39 protein-coding genes are annotated in these 24,022 nt (G+C 49.6%); all 39 read right to left on the reverse strand.

Features of this window, described 5'->3' with window-relative positions; genetic code table 11:
- Nucleotides 1-136: 136 nt before the first annotated feature.
- The 39 genes from salA to rplC all read right to left on the reverse strand — a co-directional run bounded on the left by salA (nt 137) and on the right by rplC (nt 24,004).
- Nucleotides 137-1,234, reverse strand: a complete 1,098-nt coding sequence (gene salA / locus J2Z18_RS25755; protein WP_007132534.1) for an iron-sulfur carrier protein/transcriptional regulator SalA — start codon at nt 1,232-1,234, stop codon at nt 137-139.
- Nucleotides 1,235-1,297: 63 nt separating this feature from the next.
- Nucleotides 1,298-2,071 carry an N-acetylmuramoyl-L-alanine amidase CwlD gene (cwlD, locus tag J2Z18_RS25760; protein WP_007132535.1) on the reverse strand — a complete coding sequence of 258 codons (774 nt, stop codon included), beginning with the start codon at nt 2,069-2,071 and terminating at the stop codon, nt 1,298-1,300.
- 73 nt (nt 2,072-2,144) lie between these two features.
- Nucleotides 2,145-3,314, reverse strand: coding sequence for a sulfate adenylyltransferase (gene sat, locus J2Z18_RS25765; RefSeq protein WP_007132536.1), 1,170 nt, complete (start codon nt 3,312-3,314; stop codon nt 2,145-2,147).
- A 49-nt stretch (nt 3,315-3,363) separates the two neighbouring features.
- Nucleotides 3,364-4,056, reverse strand: coding sequence for a phosphoadenylyl-sulfate reductase (locus J2Z18_RS25770; protein WP_007132537.1), 693 nt, complete (start codon nt 4,054-4,056; stop codon nt 3,364-3,366).
- 206 nt (nt 4,057-4,262) lie between these two features.
- A complete protein-coding gene (locus J2Z18_RS25775) occupies nt 4,263-5,915 on the reverse strand; it encodes an MDR family MFS transporter (RefSeq protein ID WP_007132538.1) in 1,653 nt (550 codons plus the stop codon).
- A 15-nt stretch (nt 5,916-5,930) separates the two neighbouring features.
- Nucleotides 5,931-6,374, reverse strand: coding sequence for a MarR family winged helix-turn-helix transcriptional regulator (locus J2Z18_RS25780; protein WP_144870398.1), 444 nt, complete (start codon nt 6,372-6,374; stop codon nt 5,931-5,933).
- Between the two features lie 335 nt (nt 6,375-6,709).
- Nucleotides 6,710-7,102: a 30S ribosomal protein S9 gene (gene rpsI, locus J2Z18_RS25785; protein WP_007132540.1), complete on the reverse strand. Its 393-nt coding sequence runs from the start codon at nt 7,100-7,102 to the stop codon at nt 6,710-6,712.
- Nucleotides 7,103-7,122: 20 nt separating this feature from the next.
- Complete coding sequence (gene rplM, locus J2Z18_RS25790) at nt 7,123-7,560, reverse strand: 50S ribosomal protein L13 (RefSeq protein WP_007132541.1); 438 nt, start codon at nt 7,558-7,560, stop codon at nt 7,123-7,125.
- Nucleotides 7,561-7,889: 329 nt separating this feature from the next.
- Nucleotides 7,890-8,696, reverse strand: a complete 807-nt coding sequence (gene truA, locus J2Z18_RS25795) for a tRNA pseudouridine(38-40) synthase TruA (protein ID WP_007132542.1) — start codon at nt 8,694-8,696, stop codon at nt 7,890-7,892.
- 351 nt (nt 8,697-9,047) lie between these two features.
- A complete protein-coding gene (rplQ, locus tag J2Z18_RS25800) occupies nt 9,048-9,413 on the reverse strand; it encodes a 50S ribosomal protein L17 (protein WP_007132543.1) in 366 nt (121 codons plus the stop codon).
- Between the two features lie 40 nt (nt 9,414-9,453).
- Nucleotides 9,454-10,398 (reverse strand): DNA-directed RNA polymerase subunit alpha, encoded by a 945-nt coding sequence (locus tag J2Z18_RS25805; protein ID WP_007132544.1) that lies wholly within the window; start codon nt 10,396-10,398, stop codon nt 9,454-9,456.
- Between the two features lie 134 nt (nt 10,399-10,532).
- Nucleotides 10,533-10,928, reverse strand: coding sequence for a 30S ribosomal protein S11 (gene rpsK / locus J2Z18_RS25810; protein ID WP_007132545.1), 396 nt, complete (start codon nt 10,926-10,928; stop codon nt 10,533-10,535).
- A 19-nt stretch (nt 10,929-10,947) separates the two neighbouring features.
- Nucleotides 10,948-11,316: a 30S ribosomal protein S13 gene (gene rpsM, locus J2Z18_RS25815; RefSeq protein WP_007132546.1), complete on the reverse strand. Its 369-nt coding sequence runs from the start codon at nt 11,314-11,316 to the stop codon at nt 10,948-10,950.
- Nucleotides 11,317-11,336: 20 nt separating this feature from the next.
- Nucleotides 11,337-11,450, reverse strand: a complete 114-nt coding sequence (gene rpmJ, locus J2Z18_RS25820; RefSeq protein ID WP_003333770.1) for a 50S ribosomal protein L36 — start codon at nt 11,448-11,450, stop codon at nt 11,337-11,339.
- Nucleotides 11,451-11,581: 131 nt separating this feature from the next.
- Nucleotides 11,582-11,797 (reverse strand): translation initiation factor IF-1, encoded by a 216-nt coding sequence (gene infA, locus J2Z18_RS25825; protein WP_007132547.1) that lies wholly within the window; start codon nt 11,795-11,797, stop codon nt 11,582-11,584.
- Between the two features lie 2 nt (nt 11,798-11,799).
- The gene (locus J2Z18_RS25830) at nt 11,800-12,105 is read right to left on the reverse strand and encodes a KOW domain-containing RNA-binding protein (protein ID WP_210095564.1); all 306 of its coding nucleotides are present in this window, start codon (nt 12,103-12,105) and stop codon (nt 11,800-11,802) included.
- 9 nt (nt 12,106-12,114) lie between these two features.
- Nucleotides 12,115-12,867 carry a type I methionyl aminopeptidase gene (map, locus tag J2Z18_RS25835; protein ID WP_028406461.1) on the reverse strand — a complete coding sequence of 251 codons (753 nt, stop codon included), beginning with the start codon at nt 12,865-12,867 and terminating at the stop codon, nt 12,115-12,117.
- A gap of 5 nt (nt 12,868-12,872) precedes the next feature.
- Complete coding sequence (locus J2Z18_RS25840; protein WP_007132550.1) at nt 12,873-13,517, reverse strand: adenylate kinase; 645 nt, start codon at nt 13,515-13,517, stop codon at nt 12,873-12,875.
- A gap of 86 nt (nt 13,518-13,603) precedes the next feature.
- Entirely contained in the window at nt 13,604-14,902 is a 1,299-nt protein-coding gene (secY, locus tag J2Z18_RS25845; RefSeq protein WP_007132551.1) for a preprotein translocase subunit SecY, read from the reverse strand.
- Entirely contained in the window at nt 14,902-15,342 is a 441-nt protein-coding gene (rplO, locus tag J2Z18_RS25850; RefSeq protein WP_007132552.1) for a 50S ribosomal protein L15, read from the reverse strand. The genes secY and rplO overlap by 1 nt, the downstream gene beginning before the upstream one ends.
- Nucleotides 15,343-15,387: 45 nt before the next feature.
- The gene (rpmD, locus tag J2Z18_RS25855) at nt 15,388-15,573 is read right to left on the reverse strand and encodes a 50S ribosomal protein L30 (protein ID WP_007132553.1); all 186 of its coding nucleotides are present in this window, start codon (nt 15,571-15,573) and stop codon (nt 15,388-15,390) included.
- 12 nt (nt 15,574-15,585) lie between these two features.
- Nucleotides 15,586-16,083: a 30S ribosomal protein S5 gene (gene rpsE, locus J2Z18_RS25860; protein ID WP_007132554.1), complete on the reverse strand. Its 498-nt coding sequence runs from the start codon at nt 16,081-16,083 to the stop codon at nt 15,586-15,588.
- Between the two features lie 26 nt (nt 16,084-16,109).
- On the reverse strand, nt 16,110-16,478 hold the full coding sequence (gene rplR, locus J2Z18_RS25865) for a 50S ribosomal protein L18 (RefSeq protein WP_007132555.1): 369 nt from the start codon (nt 16,476-16,478) through the stop codon (nt 16,110-16,112).
- 117 nt (nt 16,479-16,595) lie between these two features.
- Nucleotides 16,596-17,138, reverse strand: a complete 543-nt coding sequence (rplF, locus tag J2Z18_RS25870) for a 50S ribosomal protein L6 (protein WP_007132556.1) — start codon at nt 17,136-17,138, stop codon at nt 16,596-16,598.
- 29 nt (nt 17,139-17,167) lie between these two features.
- Nucleotides 17,168-17,566 (reverse strand): 30S ribosomal protein S8, encoded by a 399-nt coding sequence (rpsH, locus tag J2Z18_RS25875; protein WP_007132557.1) that lies wholly within the window; start codon nt 17,564-17,566, stop codon nt 17,168-17,170.
- A gap of 33 nt (nt 17,567-17,599) precedes the next feature.
- Complete coding sequence (locus tag J2Z18_RS25880; RefSeq protein ID WP_013312154.1) at nt 17,600-17,785, reverse strand: type Z 30S ribosomal protein S14; 186 nt, start codon at nt 17,783-17,785, stop codon at nt 17,600-17,602.
- A gap of 46 nt (nt 17,786-17,831) precedes the next feature.
- Complete coding sequence (rplE, locus tag J2Z18_RS25885; protein ID WP_007132558.1) at nt 17,832-18,374, reverse strand: 50S ribosomal protein L5; 543 nt, start codon at nt 18,372-18,374, stop codon at nt 17,832-17,834.
- Between the two features lie 28 nt (nt 18,375-18,402).
- Nucleotides 18,403-18,759, reverse strand: coding sequence for a 50S ribosomal protein L24 (gene rplX, locus J2Z18_RS25890; RefSeq protein ID WP_007132559.1), 357 nt, complete (start codon nt 18,757-18,759; stop codon nt 18,403-18,405).
- A 79-nt stretch (nt 18,760-18,838) separates the two neighbouring features.
- On the reverse strand, nt 18,839-19,207 hold the full coding sequence (gene rplN / locus J2Z18_RS25895; protein WP_006212911.1) for a 50S ribosomal protein L14: 369 nt from the start codon (nt 19,205-19,207) through the stop codon (nt 18,839-18,841).
- A 37-nt stretch (nt 19,208-19,244) separates the two neighbouring features.
- Nucleotides 19,245-19,511: a 30S ribosomal protein S17 gene (gene rpsQ, locus J2Z18_RS25900; protein WP_007132560.1), complete on the reverse strand. Its 267-nt coding sequence runs from the start codon at nt 19,509-19,511 to the stop codon at nt 19,245-19,247.
- A 45-nt stretch (nt 19,512-19,556) separates the two neighbouring features.
- Nucleotides 19,557-19,754: a 50S ribosomal protein L29 gene (gene rpmC / locus J2Z18_RS25905; RefSeq protein WP_007132561.1), complete on the reverse strand. Its 198-nt coding sequence runs from the start codon at nt 19,752-19,754 to the stop codon at nt 19,557-19,559.
- Nucleotides 19,744-20,178 carry a 50S ribosomal protein L16 gene (gene rplP, locus J2Z18_RS25910; protein WP_007132562.1) on the reverse strand — a complete coding sequence of 145 codons (435 nt, stop codon included), beginning with the start codon at nt 20,176-20,178 and terminating at the stop codon, nt 19,744-19,746. The genes rpmC and rplP overlap by 11 nt, the downstream gene beginning before the upstream one ends.
- A gap of 2 nt (nt 20,179-20,180) precedes the next feature.
- Nucleotides 20,181-20,846: a 30S ribosomal protein S3 gene (rpsC, locus tag J2Z18_RS25915; protein WP_007132563.1), complete on the reverse strand. Its 666-nt coding sequence runs from the start codon at nt 20,844-20,846 to the stop codon at nt 20,181-20,183.
- A gap of 13 nt (nt 20,847-20,859) precedes the next feature.
- Nucleotides 20,860-21,192: a 50S ribosomal protein L22 gene (rplV, locus tag J2Z18_RS25920; protein ID WP_007132564.1), complete on the reverse strand. Its 333-nt coding sequence runs from the start codon at nt 21,190-21,192 to the stop codon at nt 20,860-20,862.
- 35 nt (nt 21,193-21,227) lie between these two features.
- Nucleotides 21,228-21,503, reverse strand: a complete 276-nt coding sequence (rpsS, locus tag J2Z18_RS25925) for a 30S ribosomal protein S19 (RefSeq protein ID WP_007132565.1) — start codon at nt 21,501-21,503, stop codon at nt 21,228-21,230.
- A gap of 73 nt (nt 21,504-21,576) precedes the next feature.
- The gene (rplB, locus tag J2Z18_RS25930; protein WP_007132566.1) at nt 21,577-22,407 is read right to left on the reverse strand and encodes a 50S ribosomal protein L2; all 831 of its coding nucleotides are present in this window, start codon (nt 22,405-22,407) and stop codon (nt 21,577-21,579) included.
- A 30-nt stretch (nt 22,408-22,437) separates the two neighbouring features.
- The gene (gene rplW / locus J2Z18_RS25935; protein WP_007132567.1) at nt 22,438-22,731 is read right to left on the reverse strand and encodes a 50S ribosomal protein L23; all 294 of its coding nucleotides are present in this window, start codon (nt 22,729-22,731) and stop codon (nt 22,438-22,440) included.
- Nucleotides 22,731-23,354, reverse strand: coding sequence for a 50S ribosomal protein L4 (gene rplD, locus J2Z18_RS25940; RefSeq protein ID WP_007132568.1), 624 nt, complete (start codon nt 23,352-23,354; stop codon nt 22,731-22,733). Before rplD ends, rplW begins: the two co-directional genes overlap by 1 nt.
- 26 nt (nt 23,355-23,380) lie before the next feature.
- Nucleotides 23,381-24,004 carry a 50S ribosomal protein L3 gene (gene rplC / locus J2Z18_RS25945; RefSeq protein WP_007132569.1) on the reverse strand — a complete coding sequence of 208 codons (624 nt, stop codon included), beginning with the start codon at nt 24,002-24,004 and terminating at the stop codon, nt 23,381-23,383.
- Nucleotides 24,005-24,022: the final 18 nt, after the last annotated feature.

Here is a 24,022-nt window from a genome sequence, read left to right on the forward strand (position 1 = left end):
GGGGTAGCCCCCTCATATTTTTCTTAACTTAGTTACTTTGGAAATACAGAGAAACCCTGATCCTTTAAAAGGACAGGGTTTCTCGACAATCTGACAAGCTCCCATCAGGGAGCTTGTTTTGTTTCGCTATCGCTTATTAACGGTTGCTCTCGCACTTATCCACAATCTTGGCCGCAACCTCATCATATATCGCGGCACTCTCGGTGCCGGGCTTATACACCGAAGGAGAGAAATCAGGCTCGGACGGATGGTTATCCGGCCCGCCGAGCGGCAGCTGCGCCAGCAGCTCTGTGTGGAGCGTCTCGGCAAGCTTCCCGCCGCCGCCGCGCCCGAATACATAATCCTTCTCGCCGCAATGGGAGCAGGCATAGTACGCCATATTCTCTACAACGCCCAATATCTCATGCTCGGTCTGGATCGCCATTGCCCCCGCTCTTGCGGCGACAAATGCCGCCGTAGCATGCGGAGTCGTAACGATGATCTCCTTGCTCTGCGGGATCATCTGATGCACGTCCAGGGCGATATCCCCCGTTCCCGGCGGAAGATCAAGAAGCATGTAGTCCAGCTCCCCCCAAGCCACATCGCTGAAAAACTGGCGCAGCATCTTGCCAAGCATCGGACCGCGCCAAATCACGGGGCTGTTCTCACGGATGAAGAAGCCCATGGACATCACTTTAACGCCGAAACGTTCTACGGGATGAATGACACCGTCATCGGAAACGGTTGGCCCGATTTCGATGCCCATCATATCCGGTACGCTGAAGCCGTAAATGTCCGCATCAATGAGCCCGACCTTTTTGCCTTGGCGCGCCAGCGCCGCAGCCAGGTTGACGGTCACCGTCGATTTGCCGACACCGCCCTTGCCGCTCGCTACAGCAATGAAAGTAACGCCCGATTCCTCGCTCAATAACTCATGGTTCTCCATACCTGCGGCATGGCCCTTCGTCAGCTTCTCCTGGTCGCTCGGCTCCTGATTTCGGGCCGCTTCGCCCCCGCCTTGTTCCAGCGGCCGCATCCGGATATGGATATCCTCCGCCCCCATCGCCTCCAGAAGCTCCCGGATTTGCGCCTCTAAGGAAGCGCGTACATCTTCGCTGCTATAGGTTACGGATAGACGGACTGTCCGTTCTTTGACCACGATATCCCGAATACGCTGAAGCTCCATCAGACTCTTCCCGGTTTCGGGATCGGTCAGCGGCTGGAGTATCTCCTGTACCTGTTCTCTAGTCAGCATGATAAGCACCTCTGCTCTATGTAATGGAATAGACATTGCTTCGATAACATGTCTATTATACCATTACTCTGCAGCTTGTGACGACTCGGACGGGGACTCTCCAGCGGTATAACGCAAAATACCGTTATAGACGGCTGCAGCCACTTTCCGTTGGTATTTCTCGTCCCGGAGCAAGTCGGATTCCTCCGGGTGGGACAAGAATCCCACCTCGACCAGGGCAGACGGCATCTGTAGAGCCTTAAGCAGATATATGGTGTCTTCCGTCTTCGCCAGCCGCTGTGTATTCTGGAGGTTGTGGCGGATTTCGCTCTGGATCAATTCGGCAAGCTTTCTGCTCTCCTCATTGTTCGGAGGGAAGAAGGTCTGCGCCCCTCTCCAACGATTGGAAGGAATGCTGTTCAGATGCAGGCTGATGAATAGATCTGCCCGGCTGTCCTCGATCTTACGCACCCGCTGCTTCAGATCCTCGGTCTTCCGCTTGGAATAGCCCTTGGTCGATTCCGAGGCAAGATCATAATCTCCTTCCCTCGTCATCACCACCAGCGCTCCGGCCTGCTGCAAATAATCGCGTAAATACAGCGTGATGGCTAAGTTTACATCCTTCTCGATCACCCCTTGGCGGCTGACAGCCCCGCCGTCAGGCCCGCCGTGCCCCGCGTCGAGCGCGATCACTTTGCCCGCCAGCGGCAGACTCCAGGTGTTGGAGGTGTTCGCAGATGGAACCTCATACGTAACGACGATCAAAATTAATGCAAGCAGGCCGGCCCCTATTATCGATTGCTTGATTCTCTTCCACGATACCCACAACGTCACCTTGTCCGAACTCCGCCTGGACATAACAAAACCACCTCGTCCCATGAGTTGTACTAACTCCATCATATGGGACAAGGTGGTTATTTATGACCTCAGACTAAACGGAGACCCGCTCCTTCATACCCTCAATCAGCACCTGAGCAACCTCTGGACGCGTAAATTCAGGCGGCGGGCAAACGCCGTCCCGCAGCAGACCGCGAACCTTCGTACCCGACAAGGTCAAGTGGTCCTCCTTCGGATGCGGGCAGGTTTTGCTCGAAGCCATATTGCCGCAAGTCTTGCAGAAGAAGCTGTGCTCGAAGAACAGCGGCGTAATGCCGAGCTCCTCCGCCGTGAAGTTCTTGAAGATTTCCTGGGCCTCATACGTGCCGTAATAGTCGCCTACGCCGGCATGATCCCGGCCTACGATGAAATGCGTGCAGCCGTAGTTTTTCCGAACCATGGCATGAAAGATCGCTTCCCTTGGGCCCGCATAGCGCATGGCGGCAGGAAATACCCCAAGGAAGGTCCGATCCTCCGGATAGTAATGCTTCAGCAAGGTTAAATAGCTCTTCATCCGCACATCAGCCGGCACATCGTCCGATTTGGTCTCCCCGACCAGCGGATTCAGGAATAAGGCATCCACGATTTCCATAGCGCTCTTCTGAATGTACTCATGCGCGCGGTGAACCGGGTTGCGTGTCTGGAAACCGACAACGGTGTTCCATCCTTTGTCCCGGAAAGCCTTTCTCGTCTCGGATGGGTCGAAATAAAACTCGCGAAAACGCTCCGGCTGCGGACGATTCAGCACCTGGATCGGCCCGCCTACATAGGTAGATGGGCGCTCAAACAGCTTTTTAACGCCGGGATGCTCCGGATCGTCCGTCTTAAATACTTGAACAGCCTCCAGCTTCTGATCAACCTGATAAATGCTCTCCACATCAATAACGCCGTAAATAACGCCGTCTTCTTCTCCGACCAGCGCTGCCTTCCGGCCAACCTCAAGCTTGGCTGCCGTCTCCTCATTCACCGCAAGCGTAATCGGAATGCTCCATACGGTTCCGTCGGAGAGCCGCATGGAAGAAACGACAGCGTTATAGTCCTGCTCATTCAGAAATCCTTGCAACGGCGAGAAGGCCCCTACGCCGATCAGATCCAGATCCGAGATCGTCCAGGCATTGACCCGAATTGCTTGAAAAGTGCCTGCCTGCTTCAATAAAGCTTCGCGTTCTTCTCCTTGGACGACCCGCTGCACCAGCGTTCCGCCATGGGGGAGTATTGCTGTCATGAATGATTCCTCCTCTTGTGACTCCCATCGATTGGGTATGTGGATCGGATTATTTATGAAGTCCGCACTCAGTTTTCTCATGGCCGGACCAGCGTCCTGCACGCGGATCTTCGCCAGGCATCACTTGTCTCGTGCAATATTCGCATCCGATGCTCGGATAGTTCTGATCATGCAGCGGGTTATAAATCACATCATTCGCGCGGATATAGTTCCATACGTCTTCACTGGTCCAACCGGCGATCGGATTAAATTTGACAAGTCCGAATTTCGTATCGTATTCGATCTTCTTGGCATTCGCCCGGGTAGGCGCTTGGTCTCTGCGGATCCCGGTAATCCAGGCTTCATATTGAGACAAAATGCGGGTTAACGGCTCAACCTTACGAATGTTGCAGCATTGGTTCGGATTCACGCTCCATAGAGCCTCGCCATGCTGAGCGGCCTGCTCCTCCGGCGTAATAAGCGGAGATACCCGGACAAATTCCAAGCCGTACCGCTCGGCTAACCGGTCGCGAGTCTCGTACGTTTCCTTAAAGTGAAAATCGGTATCCAGATAAAAAATATCCGTGGACGGGCTGATCTTCTGAATCATATCAACCAATACGACGTCTTCCGCACCGAAGCTGCACGCAAAGGTGATGTTCGGAAACGTGCGGATCGCATATTCGATAACTTCCTCGGCGGACTTGTGCTCAAGCTCTTCCGCCTGCACCTTGATCAAATCTTCTTTCTCCAGCAAATTCATGTTTTGGATGCCTCCCCCGATTTAAACCCGATATTCCTACTGAAATAATATGAATTACCTTCAGTATAAAACATTCCTAATAAATGTCAACCTCAAATCATCATCCGCACGAAGCCAAAAAAATCCTTCCCTGCATACGCAAGAAAGGATTTTCATCGGGTCTTTATTGAACATTTGGAGGTTCCATATGCTCGAAGAGTGACGGCTTAATCCGCTGCCAAAGATGGCTCGGCAGCTTTGATATTCGTTTTTCCAAGGCCGTCTGCGGACGGCTTGTCGCCCTGCTGAGGAGCAGGTCCTTGGTTGCTGGTACGCAGCGGCACTTCCTTCAAGAAGAACACCAGCAAGAGCGCAATGACAAGCACGAGGGCTCCTGTCAGGAATACCATGGACAGCGTGTTGCCCAGCGCATCGCGGATGCTGTCGATCATCTGCATGAAGAGCGGCTGTACATCGGCAGGAAGATTCGCTTGCGTCTGCTCAATCAACGGTTTGTTCATCAGCGTCTGCGGATTCGCAAAAGACAGCATTTGCTGCGCCATCTGCGGATCAAGCGAGCTGAAATCAGGGGCCTGCGGCGATTGCAGCGCCTCCTTCAGGTTTTTGGTCAAGCTGTTGGACATGACCGTACCCATAACCGCGATCCCGATGGTCCCCCCCAGGTTACGGAACAATTGGGAGGAAGCCGTCACCACGCCAAGCTCCTTGTGAGGAACTGCGTTTTGCGTTGCCAAGGAGAAGACCGGCATACCGAGCCCAAGGCCGAGGCCGAAGATAATCGTACTGATGACCGTCAGCCAGAGGTTATCCATAACTACCATGATTCCCATACCGACGATCATAATCGGCACACCGATCAGCGCATAGCGCTTGTACTTGCCGCTCTTGGCGATCAGCTGGCCGACGACGGCGCTCATGCCCATCATGAAGACGGACATCGGAATGGTCACATAACCTGCATAGGTCGGCGATATCCCCAGCACGCCTTGCACATAGAAGGAAATATAAATCATGGCTCCCATCAAACCGAAGTTCATAATGAATCCGATCAGATTGGAAATGGTCACGACGCTGTTCTTAAACAGGCTAAGCGGAAGGATCGGCTCCTTCACTTTCATCTCAATAAGGATAAAGATGATAGCCGATACGATGGAAGCCGCGATTAATCCGATGATCTGCGACGATCCCCATGGATATTCGGTCCCTGCCCAAGAGAAAGCCAGCAGCAGCGGAACGATCGATGTTGTCAGGAACAAGGAGCCCAAATAGTCGATCGACTGCCCCTTCTTGCGATCCACCTTCGGAAACAGCGACAATATCATGATGAAAGCAACAATGCCCAGCGGGAGGAAAATCCAGAACAGCCAGCGCCATTCGATATGGTCGACCAGATAACCGCCTAGCGTCGGCCCGAGCACGCTCGAAAATCCGAATACAGCCGTCATCAGCCCCATCCATTTGCCCCGTTCACGCGGTGCGAACAAGTCGCCGACCGCCGTGAATGCCGTAGACTGGATAATGCCTGCACCGATACCCTGAATACCACGGTAAATGATAAATTGGTACACATCCGTCGAGGTACCCGTTAAAAAGGCACCCAGCATGAAAAACAATATCCCAATAAGTATAAACGGCTTCCGTCCGAACATGTCGGACAGCTTACCGACCAGAATGGTCGCAATCGTGGAGGTTAATAAGTAGATGTTAATCGTCCACGTATAATAATCCATTCCATCCAAGATCGCGATAATGCGCGGCATCGCCGTGCTTGTAATCGTCTGGTTGATTGCAGCGAAAAACATCGCGGCCATGATTGCGATCATGATGGATATTTTGCGTTTAAGCGTTAAGTGCTCCATATTCTTTTTCCACCCCTACCCCTTGTGTTGGTCTATATTGGACAGCATTAATGAGAAAATCCGTTTCAAATGCTGTATATCTTCTTCGGACAGTACGTCGAAGAAGCCCTGTATCATTTCTTTCTGGTCGCGCTTGACCTTCTGTATCATCTCCAAGCCCGCATCCAGAATCGTAATATTGACGACTCGGCGGTCATCCTCTGCGCGCTCCTTCTGAACATACCCTTCGGCGAATAATTTGTCCGTCAGCCCCGTAATCGCCGGCGGCGTCAGCGACAGAGCTTCCGCAAGCTCGGAAACTTTCTGCGGGCCCCGCATCTTCAATACGTACAGGACTTGAAATTGCGGAAAGGTTAAATTGTATTTCCCCGCACTCGTCTTGTTCCAATCCTGCGAAATGTTCTTGAGCAGGGCACGGAACATGGACGACACCTGAAAAAGCTCTTCGTTCCGATCCATCCGTATCCTCCTTTCCAATTACTTATCTAATTAATGATTAAATATTAATTATTTAAGTTGTTAATTAAACGACAATAAATAATATAACGCTATTTACATATGGAGTCAAGTGGGGCTATATCATTTGTCATAGACAACACCAGCGTTTTTTCACAGGCTGTGCACATATTGTGCATAAGGGCCTTTTATTTGATGCGGAATTTCCTCCTGATTCTCTTGATACGCTGAATCCGCTGTGCATAAACGGCTTATGGTTTCCATCATTGCCGGCACTTATCCCCAAACGCAAAAAAGCCCTTGACCATAATTGGCCAAGGACTCTTGGATGCTGTAAATTAACGCTTGGAGAACTGAGGTGCGCGACGAGCTGCTTTAAGACCGTATTTCTTACGTTCTTTCATACGAGGGTCGCGAGTCAGGAATCCAGCTTTCTTCAGCGAACCGCGAAGTTCCGGATCTGCTTTCAGAAGAGCACGGGAGATGCCGTGACGGATCGCGCCGGCTTGACCGGAAATACCGCCGCCATGAGCGATAACGAGCACGTCATACTTACCAGCTGTTTCTGTCAGATTCAAAGGTTGTTTAACGATCAGTTTGAGGGTTTCCAAACCGAAGTATTCATTAATATCACGTTTATTGATGACAATGCGTCCTTCACCCGGTACGAGGCGTACACGTGCTACCGAGTGCTTACGACGACCTGTCCCATAGTATTGTACTTGAGCCATGAAACTGTCCTCCTTTTTAATTAACCGCGAAGTTCGTAAACTTCTGGTTTTTGTGCTTCATGTGGATGTGCTGTGCCTGCATATGCTTTCAGTCTCAGCTTCATTTTCTCGCCCATGCGAGTTTTAGGAAGCATACCGTGAACTGCGCTTTCGATCACGCGTTCCGGGAATTTTGCAATCAGGTCTTGAGCTGCAGTTACTTTCAATCCACCTGGATGCAGGGAGTGACGATAGTACTTCTTGTTCTCCATCTTCTTGCCAGTGAGGCGGATTTTCTCGGAATTGATAACAATTACGAAATCCCCTGTGTCAACATGTGGAGTAAATTGAGGCTTATGTTTGCCGCGGATCAGAGCCGCAACTTCACTTGCCAAACGGCCAAGCGTCTTGCCTTCGGCATCAACGATGTACCATTTGCGCTCAACTTCATTTGGCTTCGCCATATAGGTGGTACGCATGTATAGTTCCTCCTTGTATTCGTCCGAAAATCATTTCATTATCATCATTTATCTTCGTTCATGTGTAATGCATGTTCATGTTGTAGCTTCGTGTTACGTCATTCTGTGGCATCTTCTTAACCGGGGCTGTGGGAGAGCCGTTAAGAAAACACAACTAATATAATACAGGATTCAACCTGCTTACGCAAGTGTTTTTTAGGCTTTCCAGGTTATGCTTCCCGCTTTACTCGAACAAGTCGCCAAACACGTCAAGAACCGTTCTAGCCACTCTGTATGAGAGCCTCGCTTGCAGCGGCTCCCACCCGTCTACTAACTGAAGCACAGCGTGTTCAGGTCGTTTGAATGGATGGAGTCTCCGCTATCGAGGGGATATCATATTCCACTTCCCACAGCATCAGACCTTTGCTCATGGCGGTAGGCCCGGCTGCTGCCCGGTTTTTGGCTTCCAGAATCACCCGCATATCATCCGGATGGCGTCTGCCTTCACCCACTTCGATCAGCGTCCCCATAATAATCCGGACCATATGCTGAAGGAAGCCGTTGCCGGTCAAATACGTATGAATGATTCCTTGATCTTTCGTGCCCGGTCGGCACATCGACGTATCCGTCTCGATCCAGGCGTCGAATATCGTACGTACATGGGACGGCTTCGTCGACTTGCGTGATGCAAACGTCGTGTAATCATGCGTCCCGATCAGATGAGAAAGTCCCTGCCGCATGGCTTCGATATCCAGCTTCCCGTAATGATGGATCTGGTATCTGCGGTTAAAAATATCAGGGAACTGGTTCGCATTGATCGTATAGCGGTACGTTTTACGCTTGGCTGCGCGGCGGGAATGGAAATCCTCCGGCACCTCCATCGCTTCCGTGACCACGATATCTTCCGGCAGCCAGGTATTTAAGGCCATGCACCAACGCTCCAGCGGGATTGGGGAAGCCGTGTAAAAATTAAACACCTGACCGCGCGCATGCACGCCGGCATCCGTCCGTCCCGATGCTGTGATTTTCAACTGCTCACCGGATAAGCGGTGAATAGCCTCCTCCAAATAATCCTGAATCGTGTGGCCACCCGGCTGGGTTTGAAAGCCGTTATAATCGGTACCGTCGTAACTGACTTTCATCAGAAGATTCCGCATGCTGCCCTCCTGTAATGCTTGCCGTCTACTACACGATCCCCATTACGCTAAGGTGCCGGCATCCGATCGGATCCATTCCCCTTCAGAGCGGTGTAGACGTTCTTGATGATCAAAAAAAGAGCCCCAAAGGAGCTCCTTTTCATCATGCTTGGCTAAAACCCTTCGAGTCAGCCGCATGACTAGAAGGTCCCCGTTATCATTGCCCATGGGGCAGTCGAGACGAGTCGAACCATCGAATGCTCGACTAGATCTCGTACCACGTCCCCTGCTGGCTCTACCCCGTATTCGCAGGGCGAATAAACATGCGTAGAGCCGGGCATACATAACTACAGTCACTTCATGAAAACAATCTTACGCGCGATCCACCAGTTCCAAGTAAACCATTGGAGCTGCGTCACCACGACGAGGACCCAGCTTCAGGATACGAGTGTATCCGCCTGGACGCTCTGCGTAACGAGGTGCGATTTCGGAGAACAGTTTTTGAATTGCGTCCTGTTCGCCATCCACCGTCTCACGACGTACGAATGCAGCTACTTGACGACGAGCATGAAGATCACCCTTCTTTGCCCGCGTGATCAGCTTCTCAGCGATCGAACGAACTTCTTTCGCTTTCGCTTCTGTCGTTTGAATGCGCTCATATAAGAAAAGGTCGGTTACCAGGTCACGGAACAACGCTTTACGCGCACTGGAATCGCGGCCCAACTTTTGGTATGCCATCTGTTATTCCCTCCTTTGCTAAGCTAAGCCGATTGAAAGCTTAATCTTCCGTACGAAGTCCCAGGCCAAGCTCTTCGAGCTTCTCTTGTACTTCCTCCAAGGATTTGCGTCCGAGGTTCCGGACTTTCATCATATCCTCTTCGGTTTTCGTGGTCAGCTCTTGTACCGTATTAATGCCGGCACGCTTCAAGCAGTTGTAGGAACGAACGGAAAGATCCAGCTCCTCGATCGTCATTTCAAGCACTTTTTCTTTCTTGTCTTCTTCCTTCTCAACCATGATCTCTGCGTCCTTCGCTTCGTCAGTCAGACCCACGAAGAGGAACAGATGCTCCGTCAAGATTTTGGCGCCGAGGCTTACAGCCTCCTCCGGCCGAATGCTTCCATCCGTCCAGATTTCAAGCGTCAATTTGTCGTAGTTGGTTACTTGACCAACACGCGTATTTTCCACGCCGTAATTAACACGGCTAATCGGAGTATAGATCGAATCGACGGGAATGACGCCGATAGGCTGGTCATCGCGTTTGTTCCGATCCGCCTGGACATAGCCACGACCGCGACTAGCAAAAATACGCATATGAAGTCTTGCACCAGGGCCGAGCGTTGCAATATGAAGATCCGGATTCAGAATCTCCACATCGCTATCCGCGCGAATGTCACCAGCGGTAACAACCCCTTCACCCTCCGCATCAATCTCGAACACTTTTTCTTCGTCGGAATGAATCTTGAGCGACAAAGCTTTCAGGTTCAGAATGATTTCGGTCACGTCTTCCATGACACCCGGAATCGTGGAAAATTCATGCAGTACGCCATCGATTTGAATCGATGTAACCGCAGCGCCCGGGAGCGAGGACAGCAGAATGCGGCGAAGTGAATTCCCCAGCGTTGTGCCGTAACCGCGCTCCAGCGGTTCCACTACGAATTTCCCATAGGTTCCTTCTTCATTGACATCAACGGTCTCAATTTTCGGCTTTTCGATTTCAATCACGCAAGTACCCCTCCTTCAAACGTCGCTCCTATATGAAACTGTCATCTTATCCAGTAATCCATGTAGTAGTATGCCTAAACAACCATTCTTAGCAGATTGCACTAGTTTTATACCACACTAACAGGATGACTTCATTATACGCGACGACGTTTTGGTGGGCGGCATCCGTTATGCGGAATTGGTGTAACGTCTTTGATCAGGTTGACTTCAAGGCCAGCTGCTTGCAGGGAACGAATCGCTGCTTCACGACCAGCGCCAGGACCTTTAACCATTACTTCCACCGATTTCATACCGTGCTCCATAGCCGCTTTGGCAGCTGTTTCAGCAGCCATTTGCGCAGCGAACGGGGTCGACTTACGGGAGCCTTTAAATCCAAGGCCGCCGGAGCTTGCCCAAGAAATCGCGTTTCCGTGAGGATCCGTAATCGTTACGATCGTATTGTTGAACGTGGAACGGATATGAGCCACGCCACTTTCAATATTTTTGCGGTCACGACGTTTAGTACGTACGACTTTTTTTGGTTTAGCCATTGTCTGTTATCCCCCTTTCTTATTTCTTCTTGTTCGCTACGGTACGACGAGGACCTTTGCGTGTACGAGCATTGGTTTTTGTACGTTGTCCACGAACAGGCAAGCCGCGACGGTGACGAATACCGCGGTAGCAGCCAATCTCCGTAAGACGTTTAATATTTAAGGAAATTTCACGACGCAGGTCACCCTCTACCTTAACCATTTTGTCGATCGTTTCGCGCAATTTGCTGACTTCATCTTCTGTCAAATCACGAACACGAGTGTCCGGATTGATGCCAGTTTCCTTCAGAACTTTCTGGGAAGTCGTTTTACCGATTCCGAAAATGTAAGTCAAGGCGATCTCAACGCGTTTGTCACGTGGCAAATCCACACCAGCTATACGAGCCATTTTACGCTACACCCCCTTCTTTAACCTTGTTTTTGTTTGTGCTTCGGATTTTCACAGATAACCATTACGTTCCCTTTGCGGCGAATGACTTTGCATTTTTCGCAAATAGGCTTTACAGAAGGTCTTACCTTCATGCTAATTACCTCCTCCAAGTTTTACGTTGTAAAACCAGCTTCGTAACTAAACGGACGTTTGTAGCCGCTGCTGAGTTTTACATCTGTAAAACCGCTTCGCAGCTCTTTGATTCCCCAGGGGAACCGAAAATCTATTTACGGTACGTGATGCGACCTTTGGTCAAATCGTACGGCGAGAGTTGAACAACCACTTTGTCTCCTGTAAGAATACGGATAAAGTGCATCCGCAACTTTCCGGAAACATGAGCGAGAATTTGATGACCATTCTCCAGCTCGACTCTAAAGGTAGCATTCGGCAACGGTTCAATAACCGTTCCTTCGACTTCAATGACATCTTCTTTAGCCACAATTAGTCTCCTTTCTGATCAGCCTTGGATTTATCGGATACAAACCGGCTTACGGCAAACCGCAGCTTTCCGTTTGTGACCCGACCGCTTTCTTGCAAACTGTTTACAACTTCACTGCTAATGAAGGGCTGGGGCTCCAGATGAAGAATATTCTTCTTCTTCGCTCCGTCAAACTTCCGTTTGTCCCCATCCGCGATCCATGCGAACCTGGAATCCTCCATCGAAACGATAACGGCATACTGTCCGGCATCTCTGCCCTTCAGCACTTTAACAATCTGGCCGACTTGCATCGTGACTTCCTTGTTCAAGTTCATCACCTATTCCGGCAGCTTCGTCAAAATTTCCATACCGTCCGGCGTCACCGCTACCGTATGCTCGAAGTGAGCGCACAGAGAGCCATCGACCGTTACTACCGTCCAGTTGTCTTCCAGCGTCTTAACATGCCGTTTTCCGGCGTTGACCATCGGTTCAATCGCAAGCACCATGCCCGGCTTGAGCCTTGGTCCCCGGTCGGGTACGCCGTAATTCGGAATTTGCGGATCCTCATGCAGTTCTGTACCCACACCATGACCGACGTATTCCCGGACGACAGAAAAGCCTGCATCCTCGATATAGCGCTGGATGGCGTGAGAGATTGTAAACAAGCGGACATCCGGTTTGACAAGCGCGAGTCCGGCATAGAGCGACCCTTCCGTTACGTCCAGCAGACGCTGGGCTTCTTCGGAAATTTCGCCGACCCCGTAGGTCCATGCCGAGTCACCATGGTAACCCTCGTACTGCGCACCAATATCAAACGTTACGATATCGCCTTCGATTAATTTGCGTTTGCCTGGAAATCCATGCACCAATTCTTCATTGACTGATGCGCAAATGCTGGAAGGAAATCCGTTGTAGCCTTTGAAAGATGGCACAGCGCCTTGGCTTCGAATGAACTTGTCGGCCATAAGGTCCAGTTCCCCGGTCGTAATGCCCGGTTCTACATGAGCGGCAAGGAGCTTGTGGCATTCCGCCACAATTCTTCCTGCTTCTCTCATCAAGCTCAGTTCCGCTTCGGATTTACAAATGATCATTATCGTTAACCTCGCAGTAAAGACGCAATTTGTGCGGAAACCGCGTCGATTTCCTGATCACCATCGATTTGACGCAAAAGACCTTTGTTCTCATAAAACGTGAGGAGTGGTGCTGTTTTGTTGATATATTCGTCCAAGCGAATGCCGACGCTCTCTTCGTTATCGTCGGAGCGCTGATACAATTCGCCGCCGCATTTATCACAAATGCCTTCCTGTTTAGGAGGATTAAAGATCACATGATAAGTCGAACCGCAAGACTTGCAAATCCGGCGGCCTGTAAGGCGGGCCAGAAGCTTATCCCGATCCACTTTCAGGTTGATGACATGATCAAGACTGGTGTTCATGCGGGAGAGAATGTCATCCAGCGCTTCCGCTTGCGAAAGGGTTCTTGGAAAACCGTCCAATAAGAAACCTTTTTCGCAATCGGACTGCTGCAATCGCTCTTCCACGATACCAATCGTTACATCATCAGGCACCAGCAGGCCTTGATCGATGTACTCCTTCGCTTTCACTCCAACCGGAGTGCCCTGCTTGATCGCGAGGCGAAATGCATCGCCGGTCGAGATGTGAGGGATACCGAATTCATTCACGATATGCTCTGCTTGCGTTCCTTTTCCTGCCCCAGGAGGACCCATGAATAAAATGTTCACTTAAGTCACTCCCTCCTCTTGCCAGTAGCAAGAACAACACAATAGGCGCCGGGAAGCAGTAAAGCCTACTCGCCGGAACCTATCGCCTATTTATTGATAAAACCTTTGTAATGACGTTTGATCAGCTGGCTCTCAATTTGCTTCATCGTATCCAGTGCAACACCGACAACGATGAGCAAGGAGGTTCCGCCGATCTGAACCGTACGTGGAAGTCCTGCAAGCGCCCCGAAGAACACTGGAAGCACAGAGATCACGGCCAGGAACAGAGCTCCTGTCATGGTCAGACGGGTCATCACCCGTGTCAGATACTTCTCGGTTGCCTTACCAGGACGGATGCCTGGCACGTAACCGCCGTTCTTCTTCATGTTATCCGCCATTTGGTTCGGGTTCATCTGCACGAATGTGTAGAAGAAAGTGAAACCAATGATCATGAGAACATAGAGGACCATTCCAAGCGGGCTGTCATACGCCAGATTCTTGGTAACCCATTTTGCCCAATCCATATGCGCCCAGAAGCTGGCCAGGATGACCGGGAACTGGAGCAGCGACATCGCGAAGATTACCGGGATAACCCCTGCAGCGTTAATCTTTAATGGAATGTGCGTGTTCTGTCCACCGTACATTTTATTGCCTACAACACGCTTCGCGTATTGTACAGGAATCTTGCGGATCCCTTGCTGGATGAATACAACACCCGTAATGATCAGAATCAGAATCAGAAGGATGATGACACCCTTCAGCGTATTCAGGAAGATTTGGTTATCCTGAATGAAGTTCGATTCGACCAGAGTCCGGATATGCATCGGGATTCCAGCAGCAATACCTGCAAAGATAATAATCGAAATTCCGTTGCCGATTCCCCGTTCGGTAATCTGCTCACCGAGCCACATCAGGAATGCGGTACCCGCGGTAAGCACGATTGCAATGACGAGATAATCCACGAACGTTGCTCCAGGAACCATTTCGGCGCCATATAAACGGTTGAAACCGATCGACATCCCGAAGGCCTGAATGAGACCCAATATTACCGTACCATAACGGGTAATCTGAGCCAACTGCTTCTTACCGTGTTCCCCTTGTTTGTTCCATTCCGTAAACTTCGGAATGACGTCCATCGATAACAGCTGAACGATAATGGACGACGTAATATATGGAAATATCGAGAGGGCAAAGATCGAAAACTGCGACAGTGCGCCCCCCGAGAACGTGTTAAGGAGACCAAACAATTCGTTTCCTGCTTGATTCGTCTGCGTAAAGACTTCTTTATTGACACCGGGTACCGGTACAAACGATCCGAGACGGAAAATGATCAGAACGAACAGTGTGAACAATATCCGTTTCCTTAGGTCCTCGACACGCCATATATTTTTCAGGGTCTTAACCATTAGATCACCTCGGTTTTACCGCCGGCAGCCTCGATCTTCTCTACCGCAGATTGAGAAAACTTATTAGCTTTTACAGTCAAAGAAACGGTAACTTCACCGTTGCCAAGAATTTTGATTCCGCTCTTCGTATTGTTAACAATACCGCTCTCAACCAAAACTTCTGGAGTCACTTCAGTACCTGCTGCAAAGCTGTTAAGCTCTTCGATGTTCACAATCGCGTACTCTTTGCGGGTCGGGTTTACGAAACCACGCTTTGGAAGACGACGATACAACGGGTTCTGTCCGCCTTCAAAGCCTGGACGCACACCACCGCCGGAACGAGCGTTTTGTCCTTTGTGACCGCGACCTGATGTTTTACCCGTACCGCTGCTCGTACCGCGGCCAACGCGCTTGCGCTCTTTGCGGGAACCAGGTGCTGGGCTCAGCTCATGTAACTTCATCGTTCGTTGCACCTCCTTAATATGTCCGGGATCCCTATCCCGGGATTAACCTTCGATTTCTTTAACAGAAACCAGGTGATTTACTTTCTTGATCATTCCGCGAATCGCAGGATTGTCGTTTTGAACCACGGAATGGTTGATTTTACGAAGTCCGAGTGTCTTCACGGTTGCACGCTGATCCTCTGGACGTCCAATCACGCTGCGTACGAGGGTGATTTCAAGTTTAGCCATGAGATTCCCTCCTTAACCCAACAGCTCTTCGACGGATTTGCCGCGAAGCTTGGCAACATCTTCAGCACGCTTCAGGCGGGACAAGCCCTCCAAAGTCGCATTGACCATGTTCATGGAGTTCGAAGAACCTAGAGATTTTGTCAAAATGTCGCCTACGCCAGCCAGCTCGAGCACGGCACGAACCGGACCGCCGGCGATAACCCCAGTACCTTCGGATGCCGGCTTCAACAATACTTTGCCTGCTCCGAAGTGACCTTGCACAAGGTGAGGAATGGTAGTTCCAACGAGTGGAACGTGGATCAGGTTTTTCTTAGCATCTTCGATACCTTTGCGGATTGCATCCGGTACTTCGCCTGCTTTACCGATACCTGCTCCTACCCAACCTTTGCCATCACCGACAACTACCAGTGCACTAAAGCTGAAACGGCGTCCGCCTTTAACAACCTTAGCAACGCGGTTAATATTTACAACTCTTTCAGTCAGTTCTAAAGTGTTAGGATCTACACGCAAGTCGTTTACCTCCTTTTGAAGTTATCTTAGAATTCAAGGCCTGCTTCGCGAGCTGCTTCTGCAAGAGCTTGAATACGTCCATGGTACAAGTATCCTCCGCGGTCGAATACAACAGACTTGTATCCTTTCTCCGCAGCACGTTTTGCAACGAGTTCGCCAACCTTACGAGCGGATTCTACGTTACCGCCGTTTTGGATGTCGCTGCTCAATTCTTTATCAAGCGTAGAAGCCGATGCCAAAGTTACGCCGGCAACATCGTCGATCAGTTGAGCGTAGATGTGTTTCGAAGAACGGAACACATTCAGACGAGGACGCTCAGCAGTTCCTTGAATTTTCTTGCGGACACGCAGGTGTCTCTTCAAGCGAGCTTTGTTCTTGTCTTGTTTCGTGATCATGCTTCCCTTTCACTCCCTTCAGTTTTGCCTTAACAGCTTCACTTTTAGACGCATCGGGTAAGTAAGGAAGAACAGGTTAGCTATCGGCTTTGGCCATCGCCAAACGCTTAAGCTACCTTATTTCTTCTTACCAGCCTTACCTTCCTTACGGATAATGCGTTCACCTTCGTATTTAATCCCTTTGCCTTTGTATGGCTCAGGCTCGCGTACGGAACGAATCTTAGCAGCGTATGCACCTACGCGCTCTTTATCGATACCGCGTACCGTAATTTTTGTGTTGGAAGCCACTTCGAACTCGATGCCTGCTTCCGGCGTGATTTCAACTGGGTGGGAGTAACCCACGTTCAGTACGATTTTATCACCGGATTTGCTTGCACGGTATCCGACGCCGACGAGCTCAAGGTTTTTCGAGAATCCTTCAGTTACGCCGTTGACCATATTCGAGACAACGCTGCGGGTCGTGCCGTGAAGAGAACGATGCAGTTTGTTGTCGGATGGACGAACAACATTGATTTCGTTGTTTTCTACAGAGATCTGCATGTCTTTATGCAGCTCGCGAGTCAAAGTACCTTTCGGTCCTTTTACCGTAATTACATTGTTATCGAGTTTAACCTCGACACCGCTAGGGATAGCGATTGGTTTACGACCAATACGGGACATTCATTGCACCTCCTATCTTGTGACGTTGATTACCATACGTAGCAGAGAACTTCTCCGCCGGCTTTGGCTTGACGAGCTTCTTTGTCGGTCATAACTCCCTTAGATGTGGAGATGATCGCGATACCCAAACCACCAAGTACACGAGGTACTTCGTTGCTCTTTGTATATACGCGGAGACCTGGCTTGCTGATTCTTTTCAGACCTGTGATTACGCGCTCGTTGTTGGAGCCATATTTCAGGAATACACGAATGATCCCTTGTTTATTGTCTTCAACAAACTCCGCATCACGGATGAAGCCTTCACGCTTCAAGATGTCAGCGATTTGTTTCTTAATCGTCGAAGCAGGCATTTCTACGGTTTCGTGACGAACAGTGTTCGCGTTACGAATACGAGTAAGCATATCTGCAATTGGATCGGACATAGTCATGTAGGATAAACCTCCTTCCCGGTTATAAACTTCTTACCAGCTTGCTTTTTTCACGCCAGGAATCTGGCCTTTATAAGCTAATTCACGGAAACAAATTCTGCAAATTTTAAACTTCTGCAGTACCGAATGTGGACGACCGCAACGCTCACAACGGGTGTATGCCCGAACTTTGAACTTTGGTGTGCGTTGTTGTTTAACTTTCATCGAAGTTTTTGCCACTTAGCCTGACACCTCCTAAATAGTTTCGGAGAAAAGGACAACCGTCTTATTTTGCAAATGGCATGCCCAGTTGAGCAAGCAATTCACGGGACTCTTCATCGGTTTTAGCTGTCGTTACGATAACGATATCCATACCGCGAACCTTATCCACTTTGTCATACTCAATTTCAGGGAAAATGAGCTGCTCTTTCAGACCGAGCGTATAGTTGCCGCGTCCGTCAAATGCTTTGGTGGACACGCCCTGGAAGTCACGTACACGTGGGAGTGTAACGTTGAACAGCTTGTCGAGGAAGTAGTACATACGCTCACCGCGCAATGTCACCTTCACACCGATCGGCATGTTCTCACGCAGTTTGAAGCCCGCGATGGATTTCTTAGCACGGGTGATAACCGGTTTTTGACCAGCAATCAGCTGCATGTCGTTTACAGCGGAATCAAGCACCTTCGAGTTTGCTACAGCGTCACCTACACCCATGTTGATGACAACCTTCTCGATTTTTGGTACCTGCATTACTGTTTTATAGCTAAACTTCTGCATCAGAGCAGGAGTTACTTCATTCAAAAAACGTTCTTTCATTCTTGCTGCCATGATTCAAGGACCTCCTTTCTAAACCGTCTTATTTATCGATAACTTCTCCGGATCTCTTCGCTACGCGAACCTTCTTGCCGTTGTCCAGTACTTTGTAACCGATACGGGTTACTTTTCCGCTCTTCGGATCAACGTGCATAACGTTCGATACATGGATCGGAGCTTCCTTCTCGATGATACCGCCTTGAGGGTTCATTTGGTTCGGCTTTTGGTGCTTCTTGATCATGTTCACACCTTCAACCAGAACGCGGTTTTCACGAGGATATGCTGCGATAACACGGCCTTTTTTGCCTTTATCCTTACCGCTGATGACGATAACCGTATCATCTTTTTTCACGTGCAATTTATTGTTGTGGGATTCCAGAACCTTTTTTGCTTTAGGCATTCGTTACACCTCCTATGACTAGCCAGTTCATCGATTTATCGGGTACCCGCTAAGCCGATAAGCACCGCTTTTCGGGTTATTAGATTACTTCCGGAGCCAAGGAAACGATTTTCATGTAGTCTCTTTCGCGAAGTTCGCGAGCAACTGGTCCGAAAATACGAGTTCCGCGTGGGCTTCTGTCGTCTTTAACAACAACTGCTGCATTCTCGTCAAAAGAGATGTAAGAACCGTCTTTACGGCGTACGGAACGCTTCGTGCGGACAACTACTGCTCTAACTACATCACCTTTTTTGACAACGCCGCCTGGTGTTGCTTGTTTGACGGAGCATACGATCAAATCACCGATTTGAGCTGTACGGCGACCAGTACCACCCAATACGCGGATACACATCAGTTCCTTCGCACCGGAGTTGTCAGCAACAGCCAAACGAGTAAATGGTTGAATCATTTAAATGTCCTCCTTCCATCGAAAACTGATCATTTTCTTAGATGATAACCGCTTTTTCTACCACTTCAACCAGTCTCCAGCGCTTGTCTTTGGAGAGAGGGCGAGTTTCCATGATTTTAACGGTATCTCCGATTTGAGCTTCATTGTTCTCATCATGCGCTTTAAATTTTTTCGTGTATTTAATGCGCTTGTGGTACAAGTCATGCTTCTTATAAGTTTCAACAGCTACAACAATGGTCTTATCCATTTTGTCGCTGACAACTTTACCGATTTGCACTTTACGAGCATTGCGTTCTTCGCTCATTTGTTAGCCTCCTTCCTGAATACAGACGACCTTTCGCCTGTCTCATTAACTAATCCCAAGTTCTCTTTCACGGATAACGGTTTTAGCACGAGCTATTTCTTTGCGAACGTCACGGATCCGAGTTGGATTATCAAGCTGGCCCGTAGCCAATTGAAAACGGAGGTTAAAGAGTTCTTCTTTAAATCCGGCGATTTTTTGCTCGATTTCTGCAGTGGTTAAGTTGCGCAGTTCATTAGCTTTCATTTGCTTCACCACCCACTTCTTCTCGTTTCACAAACTTCGTTTTCACAGGCAGCTTGTGAGCGGCGAGACGCATCGCTTCGCGGGCGATTTCCTCGGACACGCCTCCAAGTTCAAACATGATCTTGCCTGGTTTAACTACGGCAACCCATTTCTCAACGTTACCTTTACCGCTACCCATCCGGACCTCGAGAGGCTTTTGAGTGATCGGCTTATCTGGGAAAATCTTGATCCATACTTTACCGCCGCGGCGAATGTAACGAGTCATCGCGATACGCGCAGCTTCGATCTGACGGTTCGTGATCCAGCCTGGCTCCATTGCTTGCAGACCGAATTCGCCGAAGTTCAGTTCAGTACCGCCTTTAGCTTGACCTCTCATATGGCCGCGCTGTTGTTTGCGGTGTTTTACACGTTTTGGTACCAACATGATTAGTTGCCTCCTTCCTGAGCAGCTTGTTTCTTAGCCGTAGGAAGAACCTCTCCACGATAGATCCATACTTTCACGCCGATACGGCCGTAAGTCGTATGCGCTTCTGCTGTACCATAGTCGATGTCTGCACGAAGCGTATGAAGTGGAACAGTTCCTTCACTGTAGCCTTCTGTACGAGCAATCTCGGCTCCGCCAAGACGTCCGCTGACCGATGTTTTAATCCCTTTCGCTCCGGCACGCATTGTTCTTTGAATTGCTTGCTTCAGCGCACGACGGAAGGATACACGACGTTCCAGCTGTTGTGCAATGCTTTCAGCAACAAGAATTGCGTCCAGTTCAGGGTTCTTGATTTCAGAAATGTTGATGTGAACTTTTTTGCCGCCGGCGATCTTCGTTACTTGACCGCGCAGAACTTCAACTTCGGAACCACCCTTACCGATAACCATGCCTGGCTTCGCAGTGTGGATCGTTACGTTCACACGATTCGCTGCTCTCTCGATTTCAATACGGGATACAGCGGAGTCTTTCAATTTATTCTTCAGGTATTCACGGATTTTTACGTCTTCCAGCAAAAGATCACCGAAATCTTTGCCTGCATACCATTTGGATTCCCAGTCACGGATAATACCGATACGGAGTCCTACTGGATTTACCTTTTGGCCCACACGTTTTCCCTCCTTATTTTTCAGCTACCACCAAAGTAATGTGGCTGGTGCGTTTATTAATCCGGCTTGCACGTCCCATTGCACGCGGGCGGAAACGTTTCATTGTCGGTCCTTGGTTAACATACGCCTCGGTTACCACCAGCTTGTTAACGTCCAAGGAATAGTTGTGCTCAGCATTCGCGATCGCCGAGTTGAGCAGCTTCTCAACTACTGGAGACGCAGCCTTTGGAGTGTGACGCAGAATTGCGATGGCTTCACCGACTTGCTTGCCGCGAATCAAGTCAACAACGAGTTGAGCTTTACGAGGAGCAATCCGTACCATTCTTGCATGTGCTTTTGCTTCCATTGTTTAACCTCCTCTCAAACAAAGAGCTTCGATAATTATCTTCTCGTTTTCTTATCGTCTTCGTGACCTTTGTAAGTACGAGTTGGAGCAAACTCACCCAACTTGTGTCCTACCATGTCCTCTGTTACATATACAGGTACATGCTTGCGGCCATCATATACACCGAACGTGTGACCGATAAATTGCGGGAAAATAGTGGAGCGGCGGGACCAAGTTTTGATCACAGCCTTCTTGTTTGCGCTGTTCATTTCCTCCACTTTCTTGAGCAGGTATCCGTCGACGAAAGGTCCTTTTTTCAAACTACGGCTCATATAGAAATCCTCCCTTCACCAAATTGTCTCGTTACCATCCAAAGCCTCTCACGAAGCGATGCACTCTCGCGCATTACTTCGTGCGGCGGCGAACGATATATTTGTCAGAAGCTTTACCTTTTTTACGGGTCTTGGCACCAAGGGTTGGTTTACCCCATGGAGACATAGGCGATTTACGTCCGATTGGAGCGCGGCCTTCACCACCACCGTGTGGGTGATCGTTAGGGTTCATGACGACACCTCGTACTTCAGGACGTTGTCCGAGCCAGCGGCTGCGTCCAGCTTTACCGATCTTGATCAACTCATGGTCTTGGTTACCCACAGAACCGATGGTTGCACGGCAAGTTTTCAGGATGTGACGAACTTCACCGGAAGACAAACGTACTGTAACGTACTTTTCTTCTTTACCGAGAAGCTGTGCTTCCGTACCAGCAGCACGAACTAATTGTCCGCCTTTGCCTGGCTTCAATTCAATGTTGTGGATAACGGTACCAACCGGAATGTTCTCCAATGGAAGAGCGTTACCGATTTTGATGTCCGCACCAACGCCGGATACGATTTGATCTCCGACTTTCAGACCTTTTGGAGCGAGGATATAACGCTTCTCACCATCTGCATAGTGGATCAGCGCGATATTAGAAGTACGGTTCGGGTCGTATTCAATCGTAGCAACGCGACCTGGAATGCCGTCTTTGTTCCGTTTGAAGTCAATGATACGGTATTTACGCTTGTGTCCGCCGCCATGGTGACGAACCGTAATTTTACCTTGGTTGTTGCGGCCGGCTGTTTTGCTCAGCGGCGCCAAGAGCGATTTCTCCGGCTTGTTCGTGGTGATTTCTTCGAAAGTCGACACGGACATGTTGCGTCGAGCCGGGGATGTCGGTTTATACTTTTTAATAGGCACTGTGTTTTCCCTCCTTACTTAGCAGTTTTCTTATTCAACCGATTCAAAGAACTCGAGCGGCTTGCTGTCCGCTGTCAGCGTTACAATAGCTTTCTTCCATTCGGTTGTGTAACCGGAATAACGGCCATAACGCTTCGGCTTCGCAGGAACACGCATCGTATTCACACTCGAAACTTTAACTTTAAAAATAGATTCAACAGCTTGCTTGATCTCGGTCTTGTTCGCACGAATGTCAACTTCGAAAGCATATTTCAGCTCTGCCATGTAGTCAGCCGTACGTTCCGTGATCACCGGGCGCTTGATTATATCGCGAGGGTCTTTCATTACGCGAGCACCTCCTCTACCTTCTGAACTGCTTCTTTCGTAATGATCAGTTGATCGTACGACAGTACGTCAAGAACATTAATGCCATCAGCCGCTACGAACTTCACACCTGGGATGTTACGAGCGGAAAGGGCAACATTATCATCGTAGCTAGGAGCAACGATCAGAGCTTTACGTCCTACCTTAAGATTGCTCAAGATATTAGCAAACTCTTTCGTTTTTGGCGCATTCAGCGTCAATTGATCCAATACGATAATTGCGTTGTCGTTCACTTTGGAAGACAAAGCGGATTTGATCGCCAGACGACGAACCTTCTTAGGAAGTTTGAATGTATAGCTGCGCGGAGTTGGTCCGAATACCGTTCCGCCGCCTTTCCATTGTGGTGCGCGGATCGAACCTTGACGAGCACGGCCGGTGCCTTTTTGTTTCCAAGGCTTACGTCCGCCGCCGCGTACTTCAGAACGTCCTTTTACTTTATGCGTACCACGACGAAGGGAAGCGCGCTGCAGCAATACTGCGCTGTGCATAACATGCACGTTCGGCTCGATACCGAATACTGCTTCGTTCAATTCTACTTCGCCAACTTGGCTACCGCTGACATTATAAAGTGCTACTTTAGGCATTGTTTGCTCCTCCTTTCTTTAGGCGACTATTTCTTCACCGTTTGTTTAATTTGCACAAAGCCTTTTTTCGGTCCAGGTACGGAACCTTTAACAAGGATAACGTTGCGTTCAGCATCAACCTTGATAACTTCAAGCTTTTGGATCGTTACCGTATCATGTCCCATATGTCCTGGCAGACGCTTGCCTTTCGGAACACGGTTAGCTTGGATCGAACCCATGGAACCAGGTCCGCGGTGATAACGGGAACCGTGGGACATTGGTCCGCGGCTTTGTCCCCAACGCTTGATTACGCCTTGGAAACCTTTACCCTTGGAAATTCCAGTAACGTCAACAAATTCGCCTTCTGCGAAGACATCCGCCTTCAGCTCTTGGCCGACCTCGACACTCGCGAGGTCAACACCGCGAATTTCGCGAACGTAGCGCTTAGGTGCAGTGTTTGCTTTTTTCGCATGTCCTGCTTCTGGCTTGTTGGCATTGTTTTCTTTCTTATCGGAGAAACCGATCTGGATCGCTTCGTATCCGTCGTTCTCCAGGTCTTTTTTCTGCAAAACAACACAAGGACCTGCTTCGATAACCGTTACAGGAATTACATTACCTTCTGCGGTAAATACTTGAGTCATCCCGAGTTTTCTACCTAAGATACCTTTCATGTTGACACCTCTTTTCCC

Origin of the sequence: Paenibacillus lactis, assembly GCF_017873605.1 — a bacterium.
Classification (GTDB): domain Bacteria; phylum Bacillota; class Bacilli; order Paenibacillales; family Paenibacillaceae; genus Paenibacillus_AQ; species Paenibacillus_AQ lactis.

What these genes read in the sequence shown, in the direction of transcription:
- salA (WP_007132534.1), bottom strand. Translation starts at nt 1,234, where the DNA reads ATGCTGACTAGAGAACAGGTACAGGAGATACTCCAGCCGCTGACCGAT.
- cwlD (WP_007132535.1), bottom strand. Translation starts at nt 2,071, where the DNA reads ATGTCCAGGCGGAGTTCGGACAAGGTGACGTTGTGGGTATCGTGGAAG.
- sat (WP_007132536.1), bottom strand. Translation starts at nt 3,314, where the DNA reads ATGACAGCAATACTCCCCCATGGCGGAACGCTGGTGCAGCGGGTCGTC.
- J2Z18_RS25770 (WP_007132537.1), bottom strand. Translation starts at nt 4,056, where the DNA reads ATGAATTTGCTGGAGAAAGAAGATTTGATCAAGGTGCAGGCGGAAGAG.
- J2Z18_RS25775 (WP_007132538.1), bottom strand. Translation starts at nt 5,915, where the DNA reads ATGGAGCACTTAACGCTTAAACGCAAAATATCCATCATGATCGCAATC.
- J2Z18_RS25780 (WP_144870398.1), bottom strand. Translation starts at nt 6,374, where the DNA reads ATGGATCGGAACGAAGAGCTTTTTCAGGTGTCGTCCATGTTCCGTGCC.
- rpsI (WP_007132540.1), bottom strand. Translation starts at nt 7,102, where the DNA reads ATGGCTCAAGTACAATACTATGGGACAGGTCGTCGTAAGCACTCGGTA.
- rplM (WP_007132541.1), bottom strand. Translation starts at nt 7,560, where the DNA reads ATGCGTACCACCTATATGGCGAAGCCAAATGAAGTTGAGCGCAAATGG.
- truA (WP_007132542.1), bottom strand. Translation starts at nt 8,696, where the DNA reads ATGCGGAATCTTCTGATGAAAGTCAGTTACGACGGTACCGATTATAAC.
- rplQ (WP_007132543.1), bottom strand. Translation starts at nt 9,413, where the DNA reads ATGGCATACCAAAAGTTGGGCCGCGATTCCAGTGCGCGTAAAGCGTTG.
- rpsK (WP_007132545.1), bottom strand. Translation starts at nt 10,928, where the DNA reads ATGGCTAAACCAAAAAAAGTCGTACGTACTAAACGTCGTGACCGCAAA.
- rpsM (WP_007132546.1), bottom strand. Translation starts at nt 11,316, where the DNA reads ATGGCTCGTATAGCTGGTGTGGATTTGCCACGTGACAAACGCGTTGAG.
- rpmJ (WP_003333770.1), bottom strand. Translation starts at nt 11,450, where the DNA reads ATGAAGGTAAGACCTTCTGTAAAGCCTATTTGCGAAAAATGCAAAGTC.
- map (WP_028406461.1), bottom strand. Translation starts at nt 12,867, where the DNA reads ATGATCATTTGTAAATCCGAAGCGGAACTGAGCTTGATGAGAGAAGCA.
- secY (WP_007132551.1), bottom strand. Translation starts at nt 14,902, where the DNA reads ATGGTTAAGACCCTGAAAAATATATGGCGTGTCGAGGACCTAAGGAAA.
- rplO (WP_007132552.1), bottom strand. Translation starts at nt 15,342, where the DNA reads ATGAAGTTACATGAGCTGAGCCCAGCACCTGGTTCCCGCAAAGAGCGC.
- rpmD (WP_007132553.1), bottom strand. Translation starts at nt 15,573, where the DNA reads ATGGCTAAACTTGAAATCACCCTCGTACGCAGCGTGATTGGACGTCCA.
- rplR (WP_007132555.1), bottom strand. Translation starts at nt 16,478, where the DNA reads ATGATCACGAAACAAGACAAGAACAAAGCTCGCTTGAAGAGACACCTG.
- rplF (WP_007132556.1), bottom strand. Translation starts at nt 17,138, where the DNA reads ATGTCCCGTATTGGTCGTAAACCAATCGCTATCCCTAGCGGTGTCGAG.
- rpsH (WP_007132557.1), bottom strand. Translation starts at nt 17,566, where the DNA reads ATGACTATGTCCGATCCAATTGCAGATATGCTTACTCGTATTCGTAAC.
- rplE (WP_007132558.1), bottom strand. Translation starts at nt 18,374, where the DNA reads ATGGCAGCAAGAATGAAAGAACGTTTTTTGAATGAAGTAACTCCTGCT.
- rplX (WP_007132559.1), bottom strand. Translation starts at nt 18,759, where the DNA reads ATGCCTAAAGCAAAAAAGGTTCTGGAATCCCACAACAATAAATTGCAC.
- rplN (WP_006212911.1), bottom strand. Translation starts at nt 19,207, where the DNA reads ATGATTCAACCATTTACTCGTTTGGCTGTTGCTGACAACTCCGGTGCG.
- rpsQ (WP_007132560.1), bottom strand. Translation starts at nt 19,511, where the DNA reads ATGAGCGAAGAACGCAATGCTCGTAAAGTGCAAATCGGTAAAGTTGTC.
- rpmC (WP_007132561.1), bottom strand. Translation starts at nt 19,754, where the DNA reads ATGAAAGCTAATGAACTGCGCAACTTAACCACTGCAGAAATCGAGCAA.
- rplP (WP_007132562.1), bottom strand. Translation starts at nt 20,178, where the DNA reads ATGTTGGTACCAAAACGTGTAAAACACCGCAAACAACAGCGCGGCCAT.
- rplV (WP_007132564.1), bottom strand. Translation starts at nt 21,192, where the DNA reads ATGGAAGCAAAAGCACATGCAAGAATGGTACGGATTGCTCCTCGTAAA.
- rpsS (WP_007132565.1), bottom strand. Translation starts at nt 21,503, where the DNA reads ATGAGCCGTAGTTTGAAAAAAGGACCTTTCGTCGACGGATACCTGCTC.
- rplW (WP_007132567.1), bottom strand. Translation starts at nt 22,731, where the DNA reads ATGAAAGACCCTCGCGATATAATCAAGCGCCCGGTGATCACGGAACGT.
- rplD (WP_007132568.1), bottom strand. Translation starts at nt 23,354, where the DNA reads ATGCCTAAAGTAGCACTTTATAATGTCAGCGGTAGCCAAGTTGGCGAA.
- rplC (WP_007132569.1), bottom strand. Translation starts at nt 24,004, where the DNA reads ATGAAAGGTATCTTAGGTAGAAAACTCGGGATGACTCAAGTATTTACC.